At 70.7% G+C, this 23,382-nt stretch carries 19 protein-coding genes and 3 pseudogenes; 8 read left to right on the top strand and 14 right to left on the bottom strand.

The window, feature by feature from the left end:
- Positions 1-74 precede the first annotated feature (74 nt).
- The 9 genes and pseudogenes from pssA to ACIRQ7_RS12925 all read right to left on the bottom strand — a co-directional run bounded on the left by pssA (position 75) and on the right by ACIRQ7_RS12925 (position 11,040).
- The gene (pssA, locus tag ACIRQ7_RS12965) at positions 75-923 is read right to left on the bottom strand and encodes a CDP-diacylglycerol--serine O-phosphatidyltransferase (protein WP_401467320.1); all 849 of its coding nucleotides are present in this window, start codon (positions 921-923) and stop codon (positions 75-77) included.
- Positions 910-1,557, bottom strand: coding sequence for a phosphatidylserine decarboxylase (locus ACIRQ7_RS12960; RefSeq protein WP_401467317.1), 648 nt, complete (start codon positions 1,555-1,557; stop codon positions 910-912). Before ACIRQ7_RS12960 ends, pssA begins: the two co-directional genes overlap by 14 nt.
- A gap of 170 nt (positions 1,558-1,727) precedes the next feature.
- Positions 1,728-2,933, bottom strand: a complete 1,206-nt coding sequence (locus ACIRQ7_RS12955) for an acyl-CoA dehydrogenase family protein (protein ID WP_404262148.1) — start codon at positions 2,931-2,933, stop codon at positions 1,728-1,730.
- Between the two features lie 2 nt (positions 2,934-2,935).
- The gene (locus tag ACIRQ7_RS12950) at positions 2,936-3,460 is read right to left on the bottom strand and encodes a MaoC family dehydratase (protein WP_404262147.1); all 525 of its coding nucleotides are present in this window, start codon (positions 3,458-3,460) and stop codon (positions 2,936-2,938) included.
- A 5-nt stretch (positions 3,461-3,465) separates the two neighbouring features.
- Positions 3,466-4,428 carry an HpcH/HpaI aldolase/citrate lyase family protein gene (locus ACIRQ7_RS12945; protein WP_401467308.1) on the bottom strand — a complete coding sequence of 321 codons (963 nt, stop codon included), beginning with the start codon at positions 4,426-4,428 and terminating at the stop codon, positions 3,466-3,468.
- Positions 4,425-6,500 (bottom strand): annotated as a pseudogene (locus ACIRQ7_RS12940) (protein meaA); the annotation flags it as partial. The gene ACIRQ7_RS12945 and the pseudogene ACIRQ7_RS12940, both read right to left, overlap by 4 nt.
- Positions 6,478-7,815: a crotonyl-CoA carboxylase/reductase gene (ccrA, locus tag ACIRQ7_RS12935; RefSeq protein WP_404262144.1), complete on the bottom strand. Its 1,338-nt coding sequence runs from the start codon at positions 7,813-7,815 to the stop codon at positions 6,478-6,480. The pseudogene ACIRQ7_RS12940 and the gene ccrA, both read right to left, overlap by 23 nt.
- Positions 7,816-8,300: 485 nt before the next feature.
- On the bottom strand, positions 8,301-9,104 hold the full coding sequence (locus tag ACIRQ7_RS12930) for a TetR family transcriptional regulator (protein WP_404262143.1): 804 nt from the start codon (positions 9,102-9,104) through the stop codon (positions 8,301-8,303).
- Positions 9,105-9,219: 115 nt separating this feature from the next.
- A complete protein-coding gene (locus tag ACIRQ7_RS12925) occupies positions 9,220-11,040 on the bottom strand; it encodes a 3-hydroxyacyl-CoA dehydrogenase family protein (protein WP_404262141.1) in 1,821 nt (606 codons plus the stop codon).
- Between the two features lie 391 nt (positions 11,041-11,431).
- On the opposite strand from ACIRQ7_RS12925, the gene ACIRQ7_RS12920 reads away from it, so the two are divergent.
- The 4 genes and pseudogenes from ACIRQ7_RS12920 to ACIRQ7_RS12905 all read left to right on the top strand — a co-directional run bounded on the left by ACIRQ7_RS12920 (position 11,432) and on the right by ACIRQ7_RS12905 (position 13,513).
- Positions 11,432-12,097 (top strand): HEAT repeat domain-containing protein, encoded by a 666-nt coding sequence (locus ACIRQ7_RS12920; protein ID WP_404262139.1) that lies wholly within the window; start codon positions 11,432-11,434, stop codon positions 12,095-12,097.
- Positions 12,094-12,387: pseudogene (locus tag ACIRQ7_RS12915) on the top strand (hypothetical protein); the annotation flags it as partial. The gene ACIRQ7_RS12920 and the pseudogene ACIRQ7_RS12915, both read left to right, overlap by 4 nt.
- Before the next feature lie 94 nt (positions 12,388-12,481).
- Entirely contained in the window at positions 12,482-13,072 is a 591-nt protein-coding gene (locus ACIRQ7_RS12910) for an SDR family NAD(P)-dependent oxidoreductase (RefSeq protein ID WP_404262138.1), read from the top strand.
- Between the two features lie 72 nt (positions 13,073-13,144).
- Positions 13,145-13,513: a MerR family transcriptional regulator gene (locus ACIRQ7_RS12905; protein WP_404262137.1), complete on the top strand. Its 369-nt coding sequence runs from the start codon at positions 13,145-13,147 to the stop codon at positions 13,511-13,513.
- Between the two features lie 27 nt (positions 13,514-13,540).
- Here ACIRQ7_RS12905 and ACIRQ7_RS12900 read toward each other — a convergent pair whose 3' ends face one another.
- On the bottom strand, positions 13,541-14,557 hold the full coding sequence (locus tag ACIRQ7_RS12900) for an Rv2578c family radical SAM protein (RefSeq protein ID WP_404262136.1): 1,017 nt from the start codon (positions 14,555-14,557) through the stop codon (positions 13,541-13,543).
- A 154-nt stretch (positions 14,558-14,711) separates the two neighbouring features.
- On the opposite strand from ACIRQ7_RS12900, the gene ACIRQ7_RS12895 reads away from it, so the two are divergent.
- Positions 14,712-15,155 (top strand): SRPBCC family protein, encoded by a 444-nt coding sequence (locus tag ACIRQ7_RS12895; protein ID WP_401467290.1) that lies wholly within the window; start codon positions 14,712-14,714, stop codon positions 15,153-15,155.
- Positions 15,156-15,413: 258 nt separating this feature from the next.
- The gene (locus tag ACIRQ7_RS12890) at positions 15,414-17,987 is read left to right on the top strand and encodes an MFS transporter (protein WP_404262135.1); all 2,574 of its coding nucleotides are present in this window, start codon (positions 15,414-15,416) and stop codon (positions 17,985-17,987) included.
- A 106-nt stretch (positions 17,988-18,093) separates the two neighbouring features.
- Here the strand turns inward: ACIRQ7_RS12890 and ACIRQ7_RS12885 are convergent, their stop codons facing one another.
- The 4 genes and pseudogenes from ACIRQ7_RS12885 to ACIRQ7_RS12870 form a co-directional block, all read right to left on the bottom strand.
- Entirely contained in the window at positions 18,094-19,389 is a 1,296-nt protein-coding gene (locus ACIRQ7_RS12885) for a phosphoribosyltransferase family protein (protein WP_404262134.1), read from the bottom strand.
- Positions 19,390-19,522: 133 nt separating this feature from the next.
- Complete coding sequence (locus ACIRQ7_RS12880) at positions 19,523-20,224, bottom strand: histone deacetylase (RefSeq protein ID WP_404262133.1); 702 nt, start codon at positions 20,222-20,224, stop codon at positions 19,523-19,525.
- 25 nt (positions 20,225-20,249) lie between these two features.
- A complete protein-coding gene (locus tag ACIRQ7_RS12875; RefSeq protein WP_404262323.1) occupies positions 20,250-20,369 on the bottom strand; it encodes a BBE domain-containing protein in 120 nt (39 codons plus the stop codon).
- A 13-nt stretch (positions 20,370-20,382) separates the two neighbouring features.
- Positions 20,383-20,655, bottom strand: a pseudogene (locus tag ACIRQ7_RS12870) (FAD-binding protein); the annotation flags it as partial.
- A gap of 484 nt (positions 20,656-21,139) precedes the next feature.
- Here ACIRQ7_RS12870 and ACIRQ7_RS12865 point away from each other — a divergent pair.
- On the top strand, positions 21,140-21,973 hold the full coding sequence (locus tag ACIRQ7_RS12865; protein WP_404262132.1) for a M55 family metallopeptidase: 834 nt from the start codon (positions 21,140-21,142) through the stop codon (positions 21,971-21,973).
- Positions 21,966-23,336, top strand: coding sequence for a M20/M25/M40 family metallo-hydrolase (locus tag ACIRQ7_RS12860; RefSeq protein ID WP_401467272.1), 1,371 nt, complete (start codon positions 21,966-21,968; stop codon positions 23,334-23,336). The genes ACIRQ7_RS12865 and ACIRQ7_RS12860 overlap by 8 nt, the downstream gene beginning before the upstream one ends.
- Positions 23,337-23,382 lie beyond the last annotated feature (46 nt).

Genomic DNA, 23,382 nt, shown 5'->3' with positions numbered 1-23,382 from the left:
CCGCTACGGCAGGGAACGCCGAGAGCCCCGGGCGAATCACTCGCTCGGGGCTCTCGGCGTGTTGTGCGGTCGCGTTACGGAAGCTGCGCGGCCCGCGCCTCGCGGCGGTTGTCGCGGAAGGTGTTGACCCTCCGGGCCGTCGCGAACAGCGGGATCATCGCGCCCAGGACCACCTGGAGGGCGCAGCCGGTCTGCAGCAGCAGCTGTCCGCCGGGGGCGTCCAGTGCCCAGGCCGTGAGCATGCCCATGCTGAGCACGATCCAGCCGAGCATCGCCACCGCGAGGCGGCCACGGGGCTTGGGGTATTCGACCCGGCTCACCATCAGCCAGGCCACGCCGATGATCGCCAGCAGCGTCGGCAGGAACGGCAGCTCCAGCAGCACGATGGCGACGACCGTCAGGGCGCCGAACGGGCCCGGCATGCCCTGGAACATGCCGTCGCGCATCGGGACGCAGGAGAACCGCGCCAGCCGGAGCACCACCGCCAGCAGCACGACGACAGCCGCGACCACGGACACCCGCTGGTTCGCGTCCTGGGCGACCATGCCCCAGGTCACGACGAAGTACGCGGGTGCCAGGCCGAAGCTGATCAGGTCGGAGAGGTTGTCGAGCTCGGCCCCCATCGCCGAGGCCCGCAGCTTGCGCGCCACCAGCCCGTCGAAGAGGTCGAAGACCGACGCCATCAGCATCAGGATGACGGCCATCGCGGCGCTGTGCCGGGCCATCCCGCCGTCGTCCATGCCCGTCAGGTGCGGGATGAGGACGCCGGTGGTCGTGAAGTACACGGCCATGAAGCCGCAGATGGCGTTACCGAGGGTGAGGGTGTCCGCTATTGACAGCCGCGTGGACAGCGGCATGTCGTCCTCGTCCTCGTCGGTCTCGGGCGCCCAGCCCGCCTGTGTCTCGGGATCAATCACGGTCAAGACGAGTCACCCCCGCGGTGGTGGCCTGGCCGACCTCGACCGCTGCCTCGACGCCCTCCGGAAGGTAGACGTCGACGCGCGAGCCGAAGCGGATCAGTCCGATGCGCTCGCCCTGCTCGACCTTGGTGCCCTCGGGCACGTAGGGGACGATGCGGCGGGCCACCGCGCCGGCGATCTGCACCATCTCGATGTCACCGAGCTCGGTGTCGAAGTGCCAGACGACCCGCTCGTTGTTCTCGCTCTCCTTGTTGAACGCCGGAACGAATCCACCGGGGATGTGCTCCACGGACGCCACCGTGCCGGCCAGCGGCGCGCGGTTGACGTGAACATTCAACGGGCTCATGAAGATCGCGACGCGGGTGCGTCCGTCCTTCCACGGCATGATGCTCTGCACCACGCCGTCGGCCGGGGAGATGACGCGGCCCTGAGCGATCTCCCGCTCCGGGTCGCGGAAGAACCACAGCATGCCCGCCGCCAATACGGTGGTGGGCACGGCAACGGCCGCCCAGCGTCCCGAACGGCGGGAGCGGGCGAGGCTGACCGCTGCCGTGGCAACGGTCGGGAGGAGCCACGGCGACGCTCCGCGCGCGAGGCGGACGCGACCGCGTTGTGCAGAGGATTGGCTGTGGGGCATGGATGACCTTCGTAGCGGAGGATGCCGCGTAGGGGTACGGGGGACGGCGGCTTTCCGGGGATGCTATCGGTTGCGAGCGGCAACTGGCCAAGAGCCAGAGCCAATCCGTGGCCGAAGAACGATGACGGGGTGTGATCTTCGTCTAGACGAAATCGGCCCAAACGGGACGTTCACCCCTGGATTCGGTACTCCTCGAGTAGCCGGCGGCCAATGATCATTTTCTGGATCTCGGCCGTACCTTCACCGATCAGCAGCATCGGGGCCTCGCGGTAGAGACGCTCGATCTCGTACTCCTTGGAGAAACCGTAGCCGCCGTGGATGCGGAAAGCGTCTTCGACCACCTCCTTGCAGTACTCGGAGGCCAGGTACTTCGCCATGCCCGCCTCCAGGTCGTTCCGCTGACCGGAGTCCTTTTTGCGGGCGGCGTTCACCATCATTGCATGCGCCGCTTCGACCTTTGTGGCCATTTCAGCCAGTTTGAACTGGATCGCCTGGTGCTGGGCGATGGGCTTCCCGAAGGTGTGCCGCTGCTGCGCGTACGAAACGCCCAGCTCGAAGGCGCGCTGTGCGACACCGCAGCCGCGGGCGGCGACGTTCACCCGGCCGACCTCGACGCCGTCCATCATGTGATAGAAGCCACGTCCGGTCTCGCCGCCGAGGACCCGGTCGGCCGGAACCCGCAGGCCGTCCATGATCAGTTCGGTGGTGTCAACCCCCTTGTAGCCCATTTTGTCGATCTTGCCGGGGATCGTCAGCCCCGGCTTGACCTCGCCGAATCCGGGCTCCTTCTCCACCAGGAACGTCGTCATCGACTTGTGCGGCGCGGTGCCTTCGGGGTGCCCCTCGTCCGTCTTGCACAGCACCGCGACGAGCGTGGACGAACCGCCGTTGGTGAGCCACATCTTCTGGCCGTTGAGGACGTAACCGTCGCCGTCCTTCACGCCCTTGGAGGAGATGGCCGAGACGTCGGAGCCCAGCGCCGGCTCCGACATCGAGAAGGCGCCGCGGACTTCGCCCGCCGCCATCTTCGGCAGGAAATAGTCCTTCTGCTCCTGGGTCCCGTGCTGCTTGAGCATGTACGCCACGATGAAATGGGTGTTGATGATGCCCGAGACGCTCATCCAGCCGCGGGCGATTTCCTCGACGGTCAGCGCGTAGGTGAGCAGCGACTCGCCGAGGCCGCCGTACTCCTCGGGGATCATCAGCCCGAACACGCCGAGTTCCTTGAGGCCCTCGACGATGTGCGTCGGGTATTCGTCGCGGTGTTCCAGCTCGGTGGCGACCGGAATGATCTCTTTGTCCACGAAATCGCGGACGGTGGAGAGGATTTCCCGCTGGATGTCGGTCAGGCCCTCGGTCTGCGAGAGACGCGTCATCGCTACTTCTCCTTCTTGGCCGGCGGGGCCTGCAGCTCGGGGCGGCCGGGCTGTTCGCCGCCGCGCTCCTTGATGTACGTCTGCGTGGGGACCATGACCTTGCGCCGGAAGATGCAGACCAGGGTGCCGTCCTGCTTGTAGCCCTTGGTCTCGACGTACACGATGCCGCGGTCCGACTTGGACTTCGACGGTGTCTTGTCGAGCACGGTCGTCTCGCCGTAGAGCGTGTCGCCGTGGAAGGTCGGCGCCACGTGCTTGAGCGATTCGATCTCCAGGTTGGCGATGGCCTTTCCGGAGACGTCCGGCACCGACATGCCCAGCAGCAGCGAGTAGATGTAATTGCCGACGACGACGTTCTTCCCGAAGTCGGTGGTCTTCTCCGCGTAGTTGCTGTCCATGTGCAGCGGGTGATGATTCATGGTGAGCAGACAGAAGAGGTGGTCGTCGTATTCCGTGACGGTTTTCCCCGGCCAGTGCTTGTACACATCGCCGACGGTGAACTCTTCATAGGTGCGGCCGAACTGCATCGCGCTTACGCCTCCGGGGCCTCGAACTTGGACGTACGGGTCATGCCGGCTGCCCGGCCCTTGCCGGAGATGACCAGCGCCATCTTGCGGCTCGCCTCGTCGATCATCTCGTCGCCGAGCATCGCGGAGCCCTTGGCGCCGCCGGCCTCCGAGGTGTGCCACTCGTAGGCGTCCAGGATCAGCTCGGCGTGGTCGTAGTCCTCCTGGGAGGGCGAGAAGACCTCGTTGGCGGCGTCGACCTGGCCGGGGTGCAGCACCCACTTGCCGTCGAAGCCGAGGGCGGCGGCGCGGCCGGCGACCTCGCGGTAGCCATCGACGTTCTTGATCTGAAGGTAGGGGCCGTCAATCGCCTGCAGATCGTAGGTGCGAGCGGCCATCAGAATGCGCATCAGAATGTAGTGGTACGCGTCCGCGCCATAGCCGGGCGGCTGCTCGCCGACCACCAGGGACTTCATGTTGATGGACGCCATGAAGTCGGCCGGGCCGAAGATGATGGTCTCCAGGCGCGGCGAGGCCCCGGCGATCTCGTCGACGTTCACCAGGCCCTTGGCGTTCTCGATCTGCGCCTCGATGCCGATCTTGCCGACCTCGAAGCCCATCGTCTTCTCGATCTGCGTCAGCAGCAGGTCCAGCGCGATGACCTGCTGGGCGTCCTGCACCTTCGGCAGCATGATGCAGTCGAGGTTGGGGCCCGCACCCTCGACGACCGTGATGACGTCCCGGTACGTCCAGTGCGTGGTCCAGTCGTTGACCCGCACCACGCGCGTCTTGCCGGTCCAGTCGCCGTTGTTCAGCGCGTCCACGATGGTGTGGCGGGCGCCTTCCTTGGCGAGCGGTGCGCAGGCGTCCTCCAGGTCGAGGAACACCTGGTCGGCCGGGAGGCCCTGGGCCTTCTCCAGAAAGCGCGGGTTGCTGCCGGGGACCGCGAGGCAGGAGCGGCGGGGGCGCAGACGGTTGACCTGGGTCATGCGGGGACCTCCAGAGGGTCGAGCTTGTTCGCTTTCCGGATCTCGTCGACGATACGGCCGATGATCTCCGTGATACCGAAGTCCTTGGGTGTGAAGACGGCCGCCACTCCGGCTTCCCGGAGCGCGGCCGCATCGGCCGACGGGATGATCCCGCCGACGATGACGGGCATGTCGTCCACGCCGGTGCGGCGCAGCCGGGCCAGGACGTCCGGCACCAGCTCCGCGTGCGAACCGGAGAGGATCGACAGGCCCACGCAGTGCACGTCCTCGGCGACGGCCGCCGAGACGATCTGTTCCGGTGTGAGCCGGATGCCTTGGTAGACCACCTCGAAGCCCGCGTCGCGGGCCCGTACGGCGATCTGTTCGGCGCCGTTGCTGTGCCCGTCGAGGCCGGGCTTGCCGACCAGCAGGCGCAGTTTGCCGCTGCCGAGGTCCGCCGCGGTCCGTGCGACCTTCTCGCGGACGGCCGCGAGGGGGGTGCCGGCTTCGGCCGCGACGGCCAGCGGGGCGCTGGAGACGCCCGTGGGGGCCCGGAATTCGCCGAAGACGTCGCGCAGCGCCCAGGCCCACTCGCCGGTCGTCACACCGGCGCGTACGCATTCGAGGGTGGCCGCGAAGAGGTTGGTGTCACCGGCCGCGGTCTTCTTGAGCACCGACAGCGCGTCCTGTGCCCGGCCCTCGTCGCGGTTGTCCCGCCACGTGTGCAGGGCCGCGACGACGCCGGCCTCGTTGTCCGGATCGACGGTCATGATGGCGGTGTCCAGGTCCGCGGTGAGCGGGTTGGGCTCGGTGCCCTCGTAGCAGTTGACGCCGATGATCTTCTCGTCGCCCGCCTCGATCCGGGCCCGCCGCTCGGCGTGCGCCGAGACCAGCTGCGACTTGAGGTAGCCGGACTCGACGGCCGCCATGGCGCCGCCCATCTCCTGGATGCGCTCGATCTCCGCCATGCACTCCGTGACCAGCGAGTCCACCTTGGCCTCGATGACGTGCGAGCCGGCGAAGATGTCCTCGTACTCCAGCAGGTCGCTCTCGTGCGCGAGCACCTGCTGGATGCGCAGCGACCACTGCTGGTCCCAGGGCCGGGGCAGGCCCAACGCCTCGTTCCAGGCGGGGAGCTGGACCGCGCGGGCGCGGGCGTCCTTGGAGAGCGTGACGGCCAGCATCTCCAGCACGATCCGCTGGACGTTGTTCTCCGGCTGGGCCTCGGTCAGGCCCAGCGAGTTGACCTGGACGCCGTAGCGGAAGCGGCGCTGCTTGTCGTTCTCGATGCCGTACCGCTCGCGGGTGATGCGGTCCCAGATGCGGCCGAAGGCGCGCATCTTGCACATCTCCTCGATGAAGCGGACGCCGGCGTTCACGAAGAACGAGATACGGGCCACGACATCGCCGAACTTCTCCGGCGGCACCTGCCCGGAGTCGCGCACCGCGTCCAGCACCGCGATGGCGGTGGACATGGCGTACGCGATCTCCTGGACCGGCGTGGCGCCCGCTTCCTGCAGGTGGTAGCTGCAGATGTTGATCGGGTTCCACTTGGGGATGTTGGCCACCGTGTACGTGATCATGTCGGTGGTCAGCCGGAGGGAGGGGCCCGGCGGGAAGACGTGCGTCCCGCGCGAGAGGTACTCCTTGACGATGTCGTTCTGGGTCGTGCCCGACAGCTTGGTGATGTCGGCGCCCTGCTCCTCCGCCACCACCTGGTACATCGCCAGCAGCCACATGGCCGTCGCGTTGATGGTCATCGAGGTGTTCATCTGGTCCAGCGGGATGTCCTGGAACAGTCGCCGCATGTCACCGAGATGGGACACCGGGACCCCGACCCGGCCGACCTCGCCGCGGGCGAGGATGTGGTCGGGGTCATAACCGGTCTGCGTCGGGAGGTCGAACGCGACCGACAGGCCGGTCTGTCCCTTGGCGAGGTTACGCCGGTACAGCTCGTTGGACGCCTCGGCGGTGGAGTGCCCGGCGTAGGTCCGCATCAGCCACGGACGATCCTTCTGACGCTCAGTCATGTGTGACCCGTATCCTCGTGGTTCAGGCTTCTGAGGGGGCTCAGATGTCCCGGAACCGGTTGATGGCGTCGAGGTGCTTGGCGCGCATCTCCTCGTCGCGCACGCCCATCCCCTCCTCGGGTGCGAGCGCCAGCACACCGACCTTGCCCTGATGCAGGTTGCGGTGCACGTCGTAGGCCGCCTGCCCGGTGTCCTCCAGGGAGTAGGTCCGCGACAGGGTCGGGTGGATCTTGCCCTTGGCGACCAGCCGGTTGGCCTCCCACGCCTCGCGGTAGTTGGCGAAGTGTGAGCCGACGATCCTCTTCAGCGACATCCACAGGTAGCGGTTGTCGTACTCGTGGGTGTAGCCCGAGGTCGAGGCGCAGGTGACGATGGTGCCGCCCTTGCGGGTGACGTAGACGGACGCGCCGAAGGTCTCCCGGCCGGGGTGCTCGAAGACGATGTCCACGTCCTCGCCGCCGGTCAGTTCGCGGATGCGCTTGCCGAAGCGCTTCCACTCCTTGGGGTCCTGGTTGTGCTCGTCCTTCCAGAACTTGTAGCCCTCGGCGTTGCGGTCGATGATCGCCTCGGCGCCCATCTTCCGGCAGATCTCCGCCTTCTGGTCGCTGGAGACGACGCAGATCGGGTTGGCGCCGCCGGCCAGCGCGAACTGGGTGGCGTACGAGCCGAGGCCGCCGCTGGCGCCCCAGATCAGGACGTTGTCGCCCTGCTTCATGCCGGCGCCGTTCCGGGACACCAGCTGGCGGTACGCGGTGGAGTTGACCAGACCGGGCGCCGCCGACTCCTCCCAGCTCAGGTGCTTGGGCTTGGGCATCAGCTGGTTGGACTTGACCAGGGCGATCTCGGCGAGGCCGCCGAAGTTGGTCTCGAAGCCCCAGATGCGCTGTTCGGGGTCGAGCATGGTGTCGTTGTGGCCGTCCGAGGACTCCAGCTCGACGGACAGGCAGTGCGCGACGACCTCGTCGCCGGGGCCCCAGGCGTTGACGCCGGGACCGGTGCGCAGCACGACTCCGGAGAGGTCGGAGCCGATGACGTGGTACGGGAGGTCGTGCCGCTTGCTGAGCTCGGAGAGGCGGCCGTAGCGCTCCAGGAACCCGAACGTCGACACGGGCTCGAAGATCGAGGTCCAGACCGAGTTGTAGTTCACGGAGGAGGCCATCACGGCCACCAGTGCCTCGCCCGGGCCCAGCTCGGGCAGCGGCACGTCTTCGACGTGCAGCGACTTGCGGGGGTCCTTGTCCTTGCTGGCGAGGCCGGCGAACATCTCGGCCTCGTCCTTGTGCACGGTCACCGCGCGGTAGGACTCGGGGAGGGTCAGCGCGGCGAAGTCGTCGCGGGTGCTGTCGGTCGCGAGGATCGCGTCCAGGATTTCGTTCACGGTGTGCCTCCGGCGAAGCGCGTTGGGGAACGGCTTGAGGGAACGTCGGGGGTGGTGCGGGAGGTGGTGCCGTCGGTTCGGCCGGGGTCGGCTCAGTGTCCTTCGCTTTCGCGCTGGTCGCAGAAGCGGCGGTCACGGTGCCTGGCAGCGCTGGTGAGCGCGGGTGGTTGCCTGTGACGCAGGCGTCCGGGCGAGCGGCCACGAGTGGCTTGCTGGGACAGCCGGCGCACGAAGTGTTTCTTCTGCGCGCCGGCCGCCCGGACACCTTCAACGTATGACACCGCGTGCCATGCGGCAAGACACTGAGTGCCATGAATTTCTCTCAGTTGAAACTCGGTGGTCACAAATGAGCGATGATCGTTCAAGTGGGGGTCATGAGCCGGACCCGTACGTCGTCGCGAGAGCAGTGCGGGCGGGGCCGGGGCCCCCGGCCCCCACCCCGCCCGTACACGGCGTTCAGCGCTCTTCCGGCGCCCCTGCTGCCCCTACTGGCGCTGCTTCAGGGCCCGCTCGATGGTGCGCATGACCTCGTCCAGCGGGGCGTCCGTGCGCGCCACCGTCACCAGGACCTCGCCCTCCTGCGAGACGGCCGCCGGCGGGTTCTCGTTCGTGGTGGTGCGGCCCGCGCCGATGCCGCTGCCGAAGGTCTCCCGGACGATCGCGAAGGCATGGTCGAGATGGGTCTCGACATCGCCCTGGGCGCCCGCCCGCAGCCAGCGCCGCAGTACGTGGTTGTGCGCGGTGACCACGGCGGACGCGGCGACCTCGGCGAGCAGCGGGTCGTCGTCGCCCTCGCGGTGCGCCCCCTCGTCGAAGTGGCCCAGCAGATAGCGCGTGAAGAGCCGTTCGTAGCGGGCCACCGAGGCGATCTCCGCCTCGCGCAGGGTGGGCACCTCACGCGTCAGGCGGTAGCGGGCCACGGCCACGGCCGGGGAGGCCGCGTACATCCGCATGACTTCCTTGATGCCCCGGCAGACCGTGTCGAGCGGGTTCTCGTGCGGCGGTGCGGCGTCCAGGACGGCCTCGGCGCGTACGAGAGTGTCGTCGTGGTCGGGGAAGATCGCCTCTTCCTTGGAGCGGAAGTGGCGGAAGAAGGTGCGCCGGGCGACGCCCGCGGCGGCCGCGATCTCGTCGACGGTGGTCGCTTCGTAGCCCTTGGTCGCGAACAGTTCCATTGCCGCCGCCGACAGTTCGCGGCGCATTTTGAGCCGCTGGGCGGCCGCGCGACGGGTGCCGGGAGTGCTGGTGTCGGGTGCGTCGGAGGACTGCGTGCGAGCGGGCTGGGACATGTGGGGACGGTACTGCATATTTACCCGGCCCGTGGCATTCGGTGCCACCTGTGCCCCCGTGACCGGGGGCGGACTGCCGGAAGGTTCCAGCAGTCCGCCCCACCCGCCCCACCCGTCAACGCCGGGCGTACTCACGGAAGCCGCGGCCGGTCTTACGGCCGAGGCAGCCCGCGGCGACGAGGTGCTCCAGCAGCGGCGCCGGCGCCAGGCCGGGGTCGCGGAATTCCGCGTGCAGCACCTTCTCGATGGCCAGCGAGACGTCCAGACCGACCACGTCGAGGAGTTCGAACGGGCCCATCGGGTAGCCGCCGCCGAGCTTCATCGCGGCGTCGATGTCGTCCAGCGTCGCGTAGTGCTCCTGGACCATCTTGATCGCGTTGTTGAGGTACGGGAACAGCAGCGCGTTCACGATGAATCCGGCCCGGTCGCCGCAGTCCACCGGGTGCTTGCGGACCTTCGTGCAGACCGCGCGCACGGTGGCGTGCACGTCGTCGGCCGTCAGGACCGTACGGACGACCTCGACCAGCTTCATGGCCGGCGCCGGGTTGAAGAAGTGCATCCCGATGACGTCCTCGGGGCGCGAGGTGGCGCGGGCGCAGGCGACGACGGGCAGCGAGGAGGTGGTGGTGGCCAGGACGGCGCCCGGCTTGCAGACCTTGTCCAGGGTGCCGAACAGCTGCTGCTTGACCTCCAGGTCCTCGGCCACCGCCTCGACGGCCAGATCGACGTCCGCGAAGGCGTCCAGCGAACCGGCCGGGGTGATCGCGGCGAGCGCGGCATCCCGTGCCTCGGCGCTGAGCCGGCCCTTGTCCACGGAGCGGCCCAGCGACTTCGCGATCCGGGCCTTCGCCTTCTCCGCCTTCTCCGGGCTGCGGGCGGCCAGCACGACCTCGAAGCCCGCCTTGGCGAAGACCTCGGCGATACCGCTGGCCATCGTCCCGGAACCGGCGACGCCGACGCTGTGGACGGTGCGGCCGGCGCCGAGCGCGTCGGCGGACCGGGGGCTCTCCGCGTCCGGCACGGTGGTGGCGCTCCCCGGCTCCTCGTAGGTGTAGAAGCCGCGGCCCGCCTTGCGGCCGGTCAGTCCGGCCTCGGCCAGCTGGCCGAGGATCGGGGCCGGGGCGTGCAGCCGGTCGCGGGAGTCCGCGTACATGGCCTCCAGGACCGTCCGCGCGGTGTCCACGCCGATCAGGTCGAGCAGCGCCAGCGGACCCATCGGCAGGCCGCAGCCGAGCCGCATCGCGGCGTCGATGTCCTCGCGCGTCGCGTACTTCGACTCGTACATCGCGGCGGCCTGGTTGAGGTAGCCGAACAGCAGACCGTCCGCGACGAACCCGGGGCGGTCGCCGACCGCGATCGGGTCCTTGCCCAGGTCGCGGGCGAGGGCGGTGACGGCGGTGACGACGGTCGGCGCGGTGAGCACCGAGGAGACCACCTCGACCAGCTTCATGGCCGGCGCGGGGTTGAAGAAGTGCACGCCGAGCACCCGCTCGGGGCGCTGCGAATCGGCAGCCAGCCGGGTCACCGACAGGGCGTTGGTGCCCGTGGCGAGGATGGTCTCCGGCCGCACGATGCCGTCGAGGGCCGTGATGACCTGCCGCTTGAGCTCGTAGTCCTCCGGAACGACCTCGATGACGAGGTCGGCGTCGGCCGCCGCCTGAAGGTCCGAGAAGGTACGGAAGCGGGCCAGCACGTCCTGCCGCTCCCGTTCGGTGATCCGCTCGCGGTGCACGGCGCGGGTGGTGGAGGCCTCGAGGGCGGCGACCGCATGGCGGGCGGCGGCTTCGTCGGTGTCGATGCCGATGACCTCGCGGCCTGCGCGGGTCAGCACTTCGGCGATACCGGTGCCCATGGTGCCGAGGCCGACAACGGCCACGGTGGAAAGGGACAGAGGGGAGACATCAGTTGAGAGGTCCGGTGTGGACTGAGTGCCCATCGCGAGACTCCAGAGGGTGTTCCCCTGAGGCAGGGGAGAGGTGACGACTGAGGAGTGACCGCGCAGACGCGACGAGAAGCAGCGAGCAGCGGGGAAGAGGCGGCGGGAGCCGCCGGGATGCCGCGGAGCTGCGGGCAGCGCTGGCGGAGGGGGAGACCCGGCGGGCCCTGTCCCGGGGCCGTGCCGTGTTCTCCGTAAGGGGTCGTGCTGTGCGGTGCCGAACCGAATTCACCTGTGGCGGCTGCGTCACCAGGCCGCCCGAGCAGTGGTGCTGCCCGTTCCAGCAGGTTAACCCGTGGGTAACCGGAGCGCCAGGGGTAGTCCGGGTCATTAGGCTGTGGCGCAGGCCACGTCGCGCGAACCGGGGCGGCCCGGCGGGAGGGGACGGCAAATGGAAGAGGAATTCCACGAGTTGACTGACCGGGTGCGGGCCGAACTCCGCTCCCCGCAGGATCTGGTCGCCTACGAGCGGCTGCTCGGCCTCGCCCGCAAGGACACCCCGGCCGGACGCGAGGAACTCGCGCGGGTACTGACCGCCGTGGAACGCCCCTTGTGGGCCCGGGAGGTCGCCGCTTTCATCCTGGGCTGCGCCGGCGACAAACGCGCCTTCGAGACACTCGTCCTGCTGCTCAATTACCGCGACCCGATCCGCTGCGCCACCGCCGCACACGCCCTCGGCCGGCTCGGCGACCCGCGCACCGCCCGCGCCGCGGCCGCCCTCGCCACCAACCCCCTGCGCACCGCCTACGCCCTGCACCCCGTACGCCTGCTCGCCGAACTCCGCGCCCCGCAGTCCGTCCCCGCCCTCATCGCCACCCTGGAGCGGCTGCTCACCCCGCACAACGCCTACTGGCGGGTGGCACTCGCCTGCGTCGAGGGCCTGGGCGCGCTGGGCGACCGCCGGGCCGTCCCCACCCTCACCGCAGCCGTCGGCCACCCCCGCCTGGCCGCGGCCGCCGCGGCGTCCCTGGCCCGGCTGGGGGTGCACGAGGACGCGGGAGAGAGCGGGGGAGGGGGCGGCGCGGCGGGTCCGGCAGCGGGCGGGAGCCGGCGCTGAGCGCGCGGCTCCCGATACGGCCGGCCGGCAGCGGCGCCGGCGGGCGGCTTGACCTTGCCCCAGGGGGCAGGGTCGAAGACTCCCGGCATGGAACGGACAAGCACCCCGGCACACAAAAGACGTCGACGGGCACGTCGACAGGCGCGCTGACAGGCATTTCGGCAGGTACGCCGGCGGAGGCTCCCGCACCGGCTTCCCGGCCGCGCCGGGCCGGTACGCCCCGCAGGGTCGTCCTCGTCACCGGTGCCGGCAGCGGGATCGGTCGCGCGAGCGCCCGCGCCTTCGCGGCCGAAGGGGCACTCGTGGTGGCGGTGGGCCGGCGGGCCGCGCCGCTGGAGGAGACGGCCGCGGGGGAGTGGGAGCGGGAAAGCGGGCGGCGCGATCGTGCCGTATGCCGCCGACATCACCGCGGCCGGAGCGCCCGAGCGGATCGTGCGGCATGCGGCGGACACCTACGGGCGGCTGGACGTGCTGGTCAACAACGCCGGGATCGTGGGCGCCGGCACCCTCGGCACCTACACCGGGGAACTGCTGGCACCGCTGCCGGCGACGAACCTCGTCGCGCCGGTGCTGCTGGCCCAGGAGGCCGTGCCGCACCTCGAACGGACCGGCGGGGTGCTGGTGAACATCACCACCTCGGTCGGTCAGCGGGGCCGGCCGGGCGACTCGGTCTACGCGGCGACCAAGGCGGGGCTCGAACTCCTCACCCGTAGCTGGGCGGTGGAGTTCGCACCCCGCGGCGTGCGGGTGGTGGCGATCGCCCCCGGCGCGATCGAGACCCCGATCGCCGAGCACCGCGGCCTCACCCCCGCACAGCGAACGGCCGTACGGGAATGGCAGATCGCGCACACCCCGATGGGGCGGGTCGGCCGCCCCGAAGAGGCGGCCTGGGCGCTCACCCGGCTCGCCGCGCCGTCCGCGTCCTTCGTGACGGGGGTGGTCCTGCCGGTCGACGGGGGAGCGGTGGTCGGCTGAGCGCGGGCCGGGCCGCCGCCCCTCCCGGCCGGGCCGCTGGTGGAAACGGTCCCGGAGGGGGAGGTGGTCCGGGTGCGGATCGGGGAGTTGGCGCGGCTCACGGGTGCGTCGCCGCGCGCGCTGCGCAACTACGAACGCGAGGGCCTGATCAGCTCGGAGCGGGCGGCGAACGGCTATCGCGCCTACGACGTCCGCGCCGTCGTACGCGTCCGCAACATCCGGCATCTGCTCGCCGCCGGTCTCACGCTCGCCGACGTCCACTGCTTCACCTCCTGCCTGGACGGCGATCTGCCCGCCGTCCGGCCCTCGGCCGAGGGGCTGCGGATCGCCCGCGCGCGGCTCGCCGTCATCGACGAGCGGATCGCCGCCCAGTCGGAGGCGCGCGACCGCCTCGCGCGGGCCCTGGAGGCGGTCACGGACCCGGGTGTGACGGCGCCCTGATGGCGTGGGCGGTGTCGTCGCCACCGGTCACAGGAGCGTCAACTGGGTCGGCGCGGAAGGGGAGTCGGGGGTGGCGGCCGGCGGCGCGATGCGGCGGGTCTCACGGGGACGGGAGGGGCCGATGCCGTACTCCGTCGCGAGGTCGTGGACCTGGCGGGTGATCCGGCGCTGGTACCACGTGGGGGCGTAGGAGCCGTTGGCGTACATCCGCTCGTAGCGGCCCACCAGATGAGGGTGATGATGGCCGAGCCAGGACATGAACCATTCGCGGGCGCCCGGCCGCAGATGCAGCACGAGCGGGGTGACGGAGCCGGCGCCCGCCTCCGCGACGGCCCGGACCGTGGCGCGCAGTTGCTCCGGGGCGTCGCCGAGGAAGGGGATCACCGGGGCCATCAGGACGCCGCAGGGTATGCCGTGGTCGGTGAGGGTGCGCACCACGTCGAGGCGGCGCTCGGGGGCGGGAGTGCCGGGCTCGACGGTGCGCCACAGCTCGTTGTCGAGGAAGCCGACGGAGACGGAGATGCCGATGTCGGTGACCTCGGCGGCCTGTCGCAGCAACTCCAGGTCGCGCAGGATCAGGGTGCCCTTGGTGAGGATCGAGAACGGGTTGGCGTGGTCACGCAGCGCGGCGATGATGCCGGGCATCAGGCGGTAGCGGCCCTCGGCGCGCTGATAGCAGTCGACGTTGGTGCCCATGGCTATGTGCTCACCGCGCCGGCGGCGCCCGCTCAGCTCGCGGCGGAGCAGGTCGGGGGCATTGACCTTGACCACGATCTGGGAGTCGAAGCCGAGCCCGGTGTCCAGGTCGAGATAGCTGTGGGTCTTGCGGGCGAAGCAGTAGACGCAGGCGTGGCTGCAGCCGCGGTAGGGATTCACCGTCCATTCGAACGGCATCCGGGAGGCACCCGGCACCCTGTTCACGATCGAGCGGGCGCGCACTTCGTGGAAGGTGATCCCGCGGAATTCGGGGGTGTCGAACGTCCGGCTGACGACGTCCGTGCCGAAGAGGGCGGATGAGCTTTCGCCCAGATTGTCCCAGCGCATCGGGCCTCCTGATCTGTCCTGCCGAGCCCCCGCCCGCGATAATAGAACAGATGTTCCCTTGACGTCTGCAACCCGGATTTTGGCGCGCCGCCCAGTGGTGGTTGGCTTGGCGCGCACCGCAGGACCGGCCGCCGAGTACTGGAGGAAGACACACATGGGTCAGGTCGAGGCCATCACGCAGCGCGAGATCGCGGCGGACCCGGAGGACGTGTTCGACGCGCTCGCCGACTACCGCGGCACGCGCCAGAAGCTGCTGCCCGAGCACTTCAGCGAGTTCGAGGTCCGCGAGGGCGGCGACGGCAAGGGCACCCTCGTCCACTGGAAGCTCCAGGCGACGAGCAAGCGGGTGCGGGACTGTCTGCTGGAGGTCGACGAGCCGACCGACGGCCAGCTCGTCGAGAAGGACCGGAATTCCTCCATGGTGACCACCTGGGTCGTCACCCCGGCGGGCGAGAAGCGCTCCCAGGTCGTCGTCACCACCACCTGGCAGGGGGCCGGCGGCGTGGGCGGCTTCTTCGAGAAGACCTTCGCGCCCAAGGGACTTGGCCGGATCTACGACGCCATCCTCGCCAACCTCGCCGCACAGATGGAGAAGTGAGCGGCCCGAGCGCCGTGCCATAACCCGTTCGGGGTGTCGTCACGCTCACCGGTTCGGGTGGTTTCCTTCGCGCCACGGCGTACGCCCCTCCGTTTGGGCGGCGCACAGAAACCCCTGATGGGAGCCCAATAGGCGCCCCGGGCAACGTACTTGAGGTCCGTTCCCGCCCCGCACGCTCCGATTCGCCGCGCTTGATCGCTGTTGTCGCCCAATGCGAGAAATGGGCGGCGGCAGCAGGCGTGACGACGGGAGCAGTACGTGGGCGGGACCACCCTGACCGAACAGGACGAGCGGGCCGGAGCGCCGGACACCGGTGAGATCACGGCACGGGCGCACGCCACGGTCCGGGACGGCGAGGCGGAGCGCAGCGGCGGGCGGGGGCGCACGCCCACCACCGGATCTCCCCCGGAATCTCTGGCGCCGGTGCAGCTCAGCCCCCGACGGGTCCGGATGGTCTTTCTCGGGCTGATGCTGACGCTGCTGCTCGCGGCCCTTGACCAGACGATCGTCGCCACCGCCCTGCCGAAGATCGTCGGTGAGCTGCACGGCCTGGACAAGATGTCCTGGGCGGTGACGTCCTACCTGCTGGCCTCGACCATCGGCCTGCCGCTCTACGGCAAGCTCGGTGACCTCTTCGGCCGCAAGTCGGTCTTCCTGTTCGCGATCCTCGTCTTCATCGTCGGCTCGGCACTGGCCGGCTGGTCGCGCTCCATGGACGAACTGATCATTTTCCGGGCCGTGCAGGGTGTCGGCGGCGGCGGACTCATGATCGGCGTCCAGGCGATCATCGCCGACGTGGTCCCGCCCCGCGCGCGCGGCCGCTACATGGGCCTGATCGGCGCCGTCTTCGGACTCGCTTCCGTGGCGGGACCGCTGATCGGCGGCTTCTTCACCGACCACGCCTCCTGGCGCTGGTGCTTCTACATCAACGTCCCCTTCGGTGTGCTGACGCTGATCGTCATCGCGTTCGTGCTGAAGCTGCCCCGGCCCTCGGGGCGCCCCAAGCTGGACATCGCCGGCGCGCTGCTGCTCGCCGCGTTCTCCACCTGCCTGGTGCTGCTGACCAGTTGGGGCGGCACCGAATACGCCTGGGACTCACGGATCATCCTCGGCCTCGGCGCCGGTGCGCTCGGCACCGCGCTGCTCTTCCTCGCCGTCGAGCACTTCGCCACCGAACCGCTGATCCCGCTACGGCTGTTCCGCGACTCGATCTTCAACATCACCGGGCTGATCGGCGCCGTCGTCGGTGTCGCGCTCTTCGGCGCCGCCAGCTATCTGCCGACGTTCCTGCAGATGGTCGACGGCGCCACCGCCACCGAGTCCGGGCTGCTGATGCTGCCGATGATGGGCGGCGTGGTCGTCGCCTCGATCGTCTCCGGCCAACTCATCAGCCGCACCGGCCACTACAAGGTCTTCCCGGTGCTCGGCTGCGCGGTGGCCGCCGAGGGGATGTGGCTGCTGTCCCGGATGGAGGAGGGCACCTCACGCGAGGTCTACAGCCTCTGGATGGGCATCCTCGGCCTCGGCATCGGGTTCGTCATGCCGGTGCTGGTGCTCGCCGTGCAGAACTCCGCACGCCCCGCCGACCTCGGCACCGCGACCAGCGCCAACAACTACTTCCGGCAGATCGGCGGCAGCGTCGGTGCGGCCGTCTTCGGCACCCTCTTCGCCGGCCGGCTCGCCGATCAGCTCGCGGCCGAACTGCCCCGGTCGGCGCGGCTGCCCGACCCGGAGTCCATCACCCCGCAAGTGGTGCACGCGCTGCCCGCGCCGCTGCGCGACGGCTACATCACCGCCTACGCGAACGCCATGCCGCGGATCTTCCTCTACCTCGTGCCGGTGCTCGTCCTGGGCTTCCTGCTCGCCTTCTTCCTGAAAGAGAAACCTCTGGTGTCACACGCCTCCCATGCCCCGCAGGCCCCGAACGCGCCGTACGGCGACCAGGAGGACCCCGCGGTCCCGCAGGCACGTTCCGCCTCCGCCGCCGAGGCGGCCCCCGCAGCGGACCCCTACGGCGCCGCCACCACCTACGCCCACGCCCATGCCGCCGGGCACCGACCGGCCACGGCCGGCGTCCCGGTCTGCGGCACCGTCCAGCACCACGACGGCAGCATCGTCCCGCGCGCCGCGCTCACCCTGATCGACGTCGCCGGGCGGCAGATCGGCCGCGGTGCCACCGGCGAGGACGGCCGGTACGCGCTGAGCACACCGGGCACCGGCTCATACGTGCTGATCGCGGCGGCCGGCGGCCACCAGCCGCAGGCCGTCAGCGTCACCGTGGGCGAGCGGCCGGTCGACCTGGACGTGGTCCTCGGCGGCGCCGGCCGGCTCGCCGGAACGGTCACCACCGCCGACGGCACGCCCGTACGAGACGCCATGGTCACCCTCACCGACGTGCGCGGCGAGGTGGTCGCCAGCACCCGCAGCGGGCGCGAAGGCGGCTACGTCATCCCGGAGTTGGTCGCCGGCGAGTACACCCTCGCCTCCAGTGCGCCGGCCTTCCGGCCCGCCGCACTCCCGGTGACCGTCCAGGCGTCCCGCGAGACCCGGCAGGACATCGAACTCGCGGGCGGCGCGGTACTGCGCGGCACCGTACGGGCCGGGGGCGGCCGCCCCGTCGAGGACGCGAGGGTCACCCTCCTGGACGCGGCGGGCAACGTCGTCGACACCGCGACGACCGGGCCCGACGGGCTGTTCCGCTTCGTGGATCTCTCGGCGGGGGAGTACACCGTGATCGCCGCCGGGTATCCGCCGGTGGCCACCGTCCTCCAGGTGGCCGGCGGCGGACGCACCGAACGCGACCTCCAACTGGGCCACGAGGACCGGGCGTAGCACCGGGGAGCAACCACCCACGGAGCGTGGACCGCCGGGTGACGGCAGCACGGACTTCCGTGGTGCGGGCAACCGGAGTGGCGCGAAGGCGGTGGCCCGCGCCGCGTCACCGGGCCGTCAGATGCCGGGTGAACCAGTCCCTGGCGAGGTCGGCGACCTCGTCCAGGGCGCCCGGCTCCTCGAAGAGATGGGTGGCCCCCTCGACGACCTCCAGCCGGCTCTCGCAGCGCAGTTGCGCCCGCGCCTGCCGGTTGAGGCCGAGCACCAGCGTGTCGTTGCCGCCCACGATCAACAGCGTCGGTGCCCGGACGTCCGCGAGCCCCGGCCCCGCCAGGTCGGGCCGGCCGCCGCGGGACACCACGGCGCCGACCTCGATGTCCGGGGAGGCGGCGGCCCGCAGCGCCGCGGCGGCGCCGGTGCTCGCGCCGAAGTAGCCGACCGTTGCGGACTCGCGGGTCCGCAGCCAGCGGGTGGCGTCCGCGAGCCGGCCGGCCAGCGTGGCGATGTCGAAGACGTTCGCCCGGTCGGCCTCCTCGGCGGGCGTCAGCAGATCGAACAGCAGGGTGCCCAGGCCCGCCCGGTTGAGCGCGGCAGCCACCGCCCGGTTGCGCGGGCTGTGCCGGCTGCTGCCCGATCCGTGGGCGAACATCACGACGGCGTCCGCGCCCTGGGGAACCGTGAGGTCCCCGGCCAGCCGGACCCCGCCCGCTGCCACCTCCACGGCCTCCTCGGCGGCGGGCGCCGGACCGGACCGGCGGGGCGTGGGACCGGCCGCCGCGCGTGCCAGGAGGGCGACCACGTCCGCGTCAGGTGTCTGTGAGAAATCGCGGTACCACTCGCCCACGGCAGAGAACGCGAGCGGCGTCGACAGGCACACCACGTCGTCCGCCACGCCGCGCAGCCGCTCCGCCGCGCTCGGCGGCGCCACCGGGACGGCCAGCACCACCCGGGCCGCGCCCAGTGCCCGTACCACCTCGCAGGCGGCGGCCGCCGTGGCGCCGGTCGCGATCCCGTCGTCCACCAGGACCGCCGTACGGCCTTCCAGGGACAGCCGCGGCCGGTCGGCGCGGAACCGGCGGGCCTGGCGGTCGAGCTCCGCTGTCTCGGCGCGCTCGACGGAGGCGATGTCGTCCTCGCCGACCCGGCCGCGGCGCACCACATCGTCGCTGATCACCCGCACGCCGCCCTCCCCGATGGCGCCGAACGCCAGCTCCGGTTGGTAGGGGACGCCGAGTTTGCGGACCACGATCACATCGAGGGGCGCGTCGAGGGCCTGCGCCACCTGGAAGGCCACCGGGACGCCGCCGCGGGGCAGGCCGAGGATGACGGGATCTTCGCGCGCGAGAGGGCGCAGCGCGTCAGCCAGCCGGGTGCCGGCATCGGCGCGGTCGGTGAACAGCACAGCGGTTCACACCCTCCCGGGGGAGACGGCAGCCACGTCCACAGCTACTTCGAAACAAACCCATCCAGGGGTGTTACGCAAGTCGGGAGGCGTCTGCGCCACGGCCGGGCAGGGCTGCCGGGAGGGCGCGCGGTCATCCGGACGGATCCTCGGTGAGCAGGGCCGCGATCGCGGCGGGCGGCCACTGCCCGGCGGCTCCCGGGCAGCTCGCCAGATACGTGGCCGCCTCCAGGGGGCTCCAGCCGTGGGCGGAGACGAGCCCCGCGACCAGGTGGCGCAGATAGGCGGGGGAGGGGGCGTTCACGGCCGCGTCGGCGAGGCCTCCGGGGGCGGTGAAGGTCACCACGGGGCAGCCGTCCAGCAGCCCCGCGTACACCAGGGTTTCGTACCTGCCCGGACCCAGCCGCTCCCGGCCGTGGCGGAGCAGCTGGGTCAGGTCGAGGTCCCGGCCCGGTTCCCGGTGTACTTCCTGGGCCGCGATGTCGGAGAACTGCGCGGCAGTCACCAGGTGGGCGAGGGCCGGGAGTTCGCCGTCGGCATCGGGGTCGAAGAAGGCGCTGCCGCCCGTCCACACCGGCGATTCGGCCGCGAAGTAGAGCCGGCCCGGCAGCAGCACCGGCGACGACCGCACGGGGGGCCGGGGGTCCCGGCAGCCGGGGTAGGTCCGCAGCGCGCCGGGCGGCCGGCCCCCTTCGAGGTAGTAGGCCAGCCGGTCGAGATGCATGTTGGAGCCGTATGCCGCGTACCAGAGGGGGCGGGCCGGGTCGCCCTGGTCTGCCGGCGGTTCGAGGGACTCCAGGGGCACAAGGGGGTGGAGGCGGCGGGGCGGGATCATGCCCCCATGGTGCAGCGCTCGTTCGTCACGGCGCGAGGTAGGAGTGGAAGACGTGGTGCGGGTCCCAGCGGGCCTTCAGCTCCTGGAGGCGGTCCCGGCCGGCGGGACGGTACGAGCGGCGGGCCCGTTCGGCGGCGGCTTCCAGGTCTGGAGTTCCAGCCGAGCCCGCCGCTGAGCAGGAAACCGCCCATCGCGACGGAGGGGCAGTGGCCCACCGGGAAGGCCAGATCGTGCGGGGCGAGGGCGGCGAGAAGGTCCCGCCCTGTGGTGGCGGGCCCCACCGTCGCCCTCGCCGTCGCGGGGTCGACGTCGCACCGCGCCATCCGGGAGAGGCCGATCAGCAGACCGCCGTCCGGCAGGGGCGCACCGGACCAGTTGTGGCCGCCGGAGCGGATCGCGCCGCGCAGCCCGTGCGCACGGGCGTACGTCATCGTGGGAGGTCAGGCCGAAGAGGATGCCGAGCAGCGGACGGCGGGGCGTCACGGCGGGGCGGCGCCCTGTGCGCGGCGGTGTCCCGCGTCCCGCGTTCCGGGAGCGCCATTTACCGGGCGCGGATCGACGCCGTGTATTTCCGCTGCGATGCTGCGATCTGAAAGACACTCGGCGTATCGGATTCAGTGAATCCTGTGAATCCCGTGAATCCACTGGATGCGAGGAATTCGGGAGGCCTATTTCGTCGCTGGTTCGCGCGCTGCCCTGCCGGTGCCGCTGTGACCGGGGCTGATCCGGTCAGGTGAGAGGCCGCGCCGGCGCGGCGGCCGACCGCCGGTGGACTGGACCTCCGGAGTTATCCACAGGCCTGGTCCGCGTGTTCGCCGACGCGTAACGTGACGAGGCATGAAGATCCTCGACCCGGCCGGGCGAGGGTGATGACCGTGTACGCCGCCCTCCCACCTGCGATAGGACTGGTGCCTGGTGAAGATCCTCATCTCCGCTGACATGGAGGGCGCCACAGGCGTCACCTGGCCCGCCGACGTACTGCCGGGGACGCCGCAGTGGGAGCGCTGCCGCCACATGTTCACCTCCGATGTCAATGCGGCGATCGCCGGGTTCTTCGACGGCGGAGCCGATGAGGTGCTCGTCAATGAAGCGCATTGGACGATGCGCAATCTGCTGCTGGAACAGCTCGACGAGCGCGCGGAGATGCTCACCGGCCGGCACAAATCCCTGAGCATGGTCGAGGGCGTCCAGCACGGCGACGTCGACGGAATTGCTTTCGTCGGCTATCACACCGGCGCCGGCACCAAAGGCGTCCTCGCCCACACCTATCTCGCCAACTCTCTCACCGGCGTCTGGGTCGACGGCGTCCGGGCGAGCGAGGGCTATCTCAACTCCCTTGTCGTCGCCGAATACGGCGTTCCGGTGGTGCTGGTCACCGGCGACGACCTCACCTGCGAGGACGCCCTGGGATACGCCCCCGAGGCCCCCAAGGCAGCGGTCAAGGACTACGTCTCGCGCTACGCCGCCATCTGCCGCCCCCCGGCCCGTACGGCGGCCGACATCCGGTCCGCCGCGCGCGCCGGAGTGCCCCTCGCGGTGCGCCACGAACCGGTCCGGGGCGGCCCCTTCCGCTTCGAGATGGAGTTCGACGCGGAGCATCTGGTGGGCGCGGCGACCTGCGTTCCCGGCGTGGAGCGCAGCGGAGAGCGCCGCGTCGCGTATACCGGTCAGGACATGTACGAAGCCATTCGGTGCTTCAAGGCGGTCACGACCGTCGTCTCGTCCGCCGTGGAGGAACAATATGGCTGACCCCGTATCCGCCGCCGCGTCCGATGCCCCCGCCGAGTCCGCCGGGCCGGTCGACGACCGGGCCCTGGACGAGGTGGTGCGGTTCACGTCCGACCTCATCCGCATCGACACCACCAACGCCGGTGACGGCGAGTGCCGCGAGCGCCCGGCGGCCGAGTACGTCGCCGAGCGGCTCGCCGAGGCCGGGCTCGAACCGACCCTGCTGGAGCGCAGCGAGGGGCGGACGAACGTGGTCGCCCGCATCGCGGGCACCGACCCCGGAGCCGACGCCCTGCTGGTGCACGGCCATCTGGACGTGGTGCCGGCCGAGCCCGCCGACTGGAGCGTGCACCCCTTCTCCGGTGAGGTCCGCGACGGCGTGGTCTGGGGCCGGGGCGCCATCGACATGAAGAACATGGACGCCATGGTGCTCGCCACCGTCCGGCGATGGGCGCGCAGCGGAGTGCGGCCGCGGCGCGACATCGTGCTGGCCTTCACCGCCGACGAAGAGGCCAGCGCCGACGACGGCTCCGGATTCCTCGCCGACCACCACCCGGAGCTTTTCGAGGGCTGCACCGAAGGCATCAGCGAATCCGGTGCGTTCACCTTCCACGCGGGCGGGGGGATGCCGCTGTATCCGATCGCTGCCGGCGAGCGCGGCACGGCCTGGCTGAAACTGACCGCCCACGGCCGGGCCGGGCACGGCTCGAAGGTCAACCACGACAACGCCGTCAGCCGCCTGGCCGCCGCGGTGGCCCGGATCGGCGCCCATGAATGGCCGGTCCGGCTCACCCCCACGGTGATCGCCGCCCTGCGCGAACTCGCCGCCCTGCACGGCATCGACGCGGACGTGGACGCCGCCGACTTCGACGTCGACGCGCTGCTCAGCAAGCTCGGCCCGTCCGCCAAGCTGGTCGAGCCGACCGTCCGCAACAGCGCCAACCCGACGATCCTGGAGGCCGGTTACAAGGTCAATGTGATCCCGGGGACGGCCGTCGCCTATGTCGACGGGCGAGTGGTGCCGGGCGGCGAGGCCGAGTTCCGTACGACGATGGACGCCCTCACCGGAACCGATGTGACCTGGGACTTCCACCACGGCGAGGTCGCCCTGCAGGCCCCGGTCGACTCCCCGACCTACGCCGTGATGCGGGCCGCGATCCAGCGTTTCGACCCGCACGGCCATGTCATCCCGTATTGCATGTCCGGCGGCACGGACGCCAAGCAGTTCTCCCGGCTGGGCATCGCCGGCTACGGCTTCTCACCGCTCAAACTCCCCGTGGGCTTCGACTATCAGGCGCTCTTCCACGGCGTCGACGAACGCGTGCCCGTCGAGGCACTGCACTTCGGTGTCCGCGTACTCGATCATTTCCTGCGACAGGCATGAGCAGGGCAGGCTCCTCGGGGCTGTCCAGCGAAGGAGGAACCCCAGC

The organism is Streptomyces sp. NPDC101393, from assembly GCF_044767385.1.
Taxonomy (GTDB): domain Bacteria; phylum Actinomycetota; class Actinomycetes; order Streptomycetales; family Streptomycetaceae; genus Streptomyces.
The sequence above is the reverse complement of the archived record's forward strand: the minus strand, read 5'-3'. Positions and strand labels throughout refer to the sequence as shown.

What these genes read in the sequence shown, in the direction of transcription:
- ACIRQ7_RS12960 (WP_401467317.1), bottom strand. Translation starts at nt 1,557, where the DNA reads ATGCCCCACAGCCAATCCTCTGCACAACGCGGTCGCGTCCGCCTCGCG.
- ACIRQ7_RS12955 (WP_404262148.1), bottom strand. Translation starts at nt 2,933, where the DNA reads ATGACGCGTCTCTCGCAGACCGAGGGCCTGACCGACATCCAGCGGGAA.
- ACIRQ7_RS12950 (WP_404262147.1), bottom strand. Translation starts at nt 3,460, where the DNA reads ATGCAGTTCGGCCGCACCTATGAAGAGTTCACCGTCGGCGATGTGTAC.
- ACIRQ7_RS12945 (WP_401467308.1), bottom strand. Translation starts at nt 4,428, where the DNA reads ATGACCCAGGTCAACCGTCTGCGCCCCCGCCGCTCCTGCCTCGCGGTC.
- ACIRQ7_RS12930 (WP_404262143.1), bottom strand. Translation starts at nt 9,104, where the DNA reads ATGTCCCAGCCCGCTCGCACGCAGTCCTCCGACGCACCCGACACCAGC.
- ACIRQ7_RS12925 (WP_404262141.1), bottom strand. Translation starts at nt 11,040, where the DNA reads ATGGGCACTCAGTCCACACCGGACCTCTCAACTGATGTCTCCCCTCTG.
- ACIRQ7_RS12920 (WP_404262139.1), top strand. Translation starts at nt 11,432, where the DNA reads ATGGAAGAGGAATTCCACGAGTTGACTGACCGGGTGCGGGCCGAACTC.
- ACIRQ7_RS12900 (WP_404262136.1), bottom strand. Translation starts at nt 14,557, where the DNA reads ATGCGCTGGGACAATCTGGGCGAAAGCTCATCCGCCCTCTTCGGCACG.
- ACIRQ7_RS12895 (WP_401467290.1), top strand. Translation starts at nt 14,712, where the DNA reads ATGGGTCAGGTCGAGGCCATCACGCAGCGCGAGATCGCGGCGGACCCG.
- ACIRQ7_RS12880 (WP_404262133.1), bottom strand. Translation starts at nt 20,224, where the DNA reads ATGATCCCGCCCCGCCGCCTCCACCCCCTTGTGCCCCTGGAGTCCCTC.
- ACIRQ7_RS12860 (WP_401467272.1), top strand. Translation starts at nt 21,966, where the DNA reads ATGGCTGACCCCGTATCCGCCGCCGCGTCCGATGCCCCCGCCGAGTCC.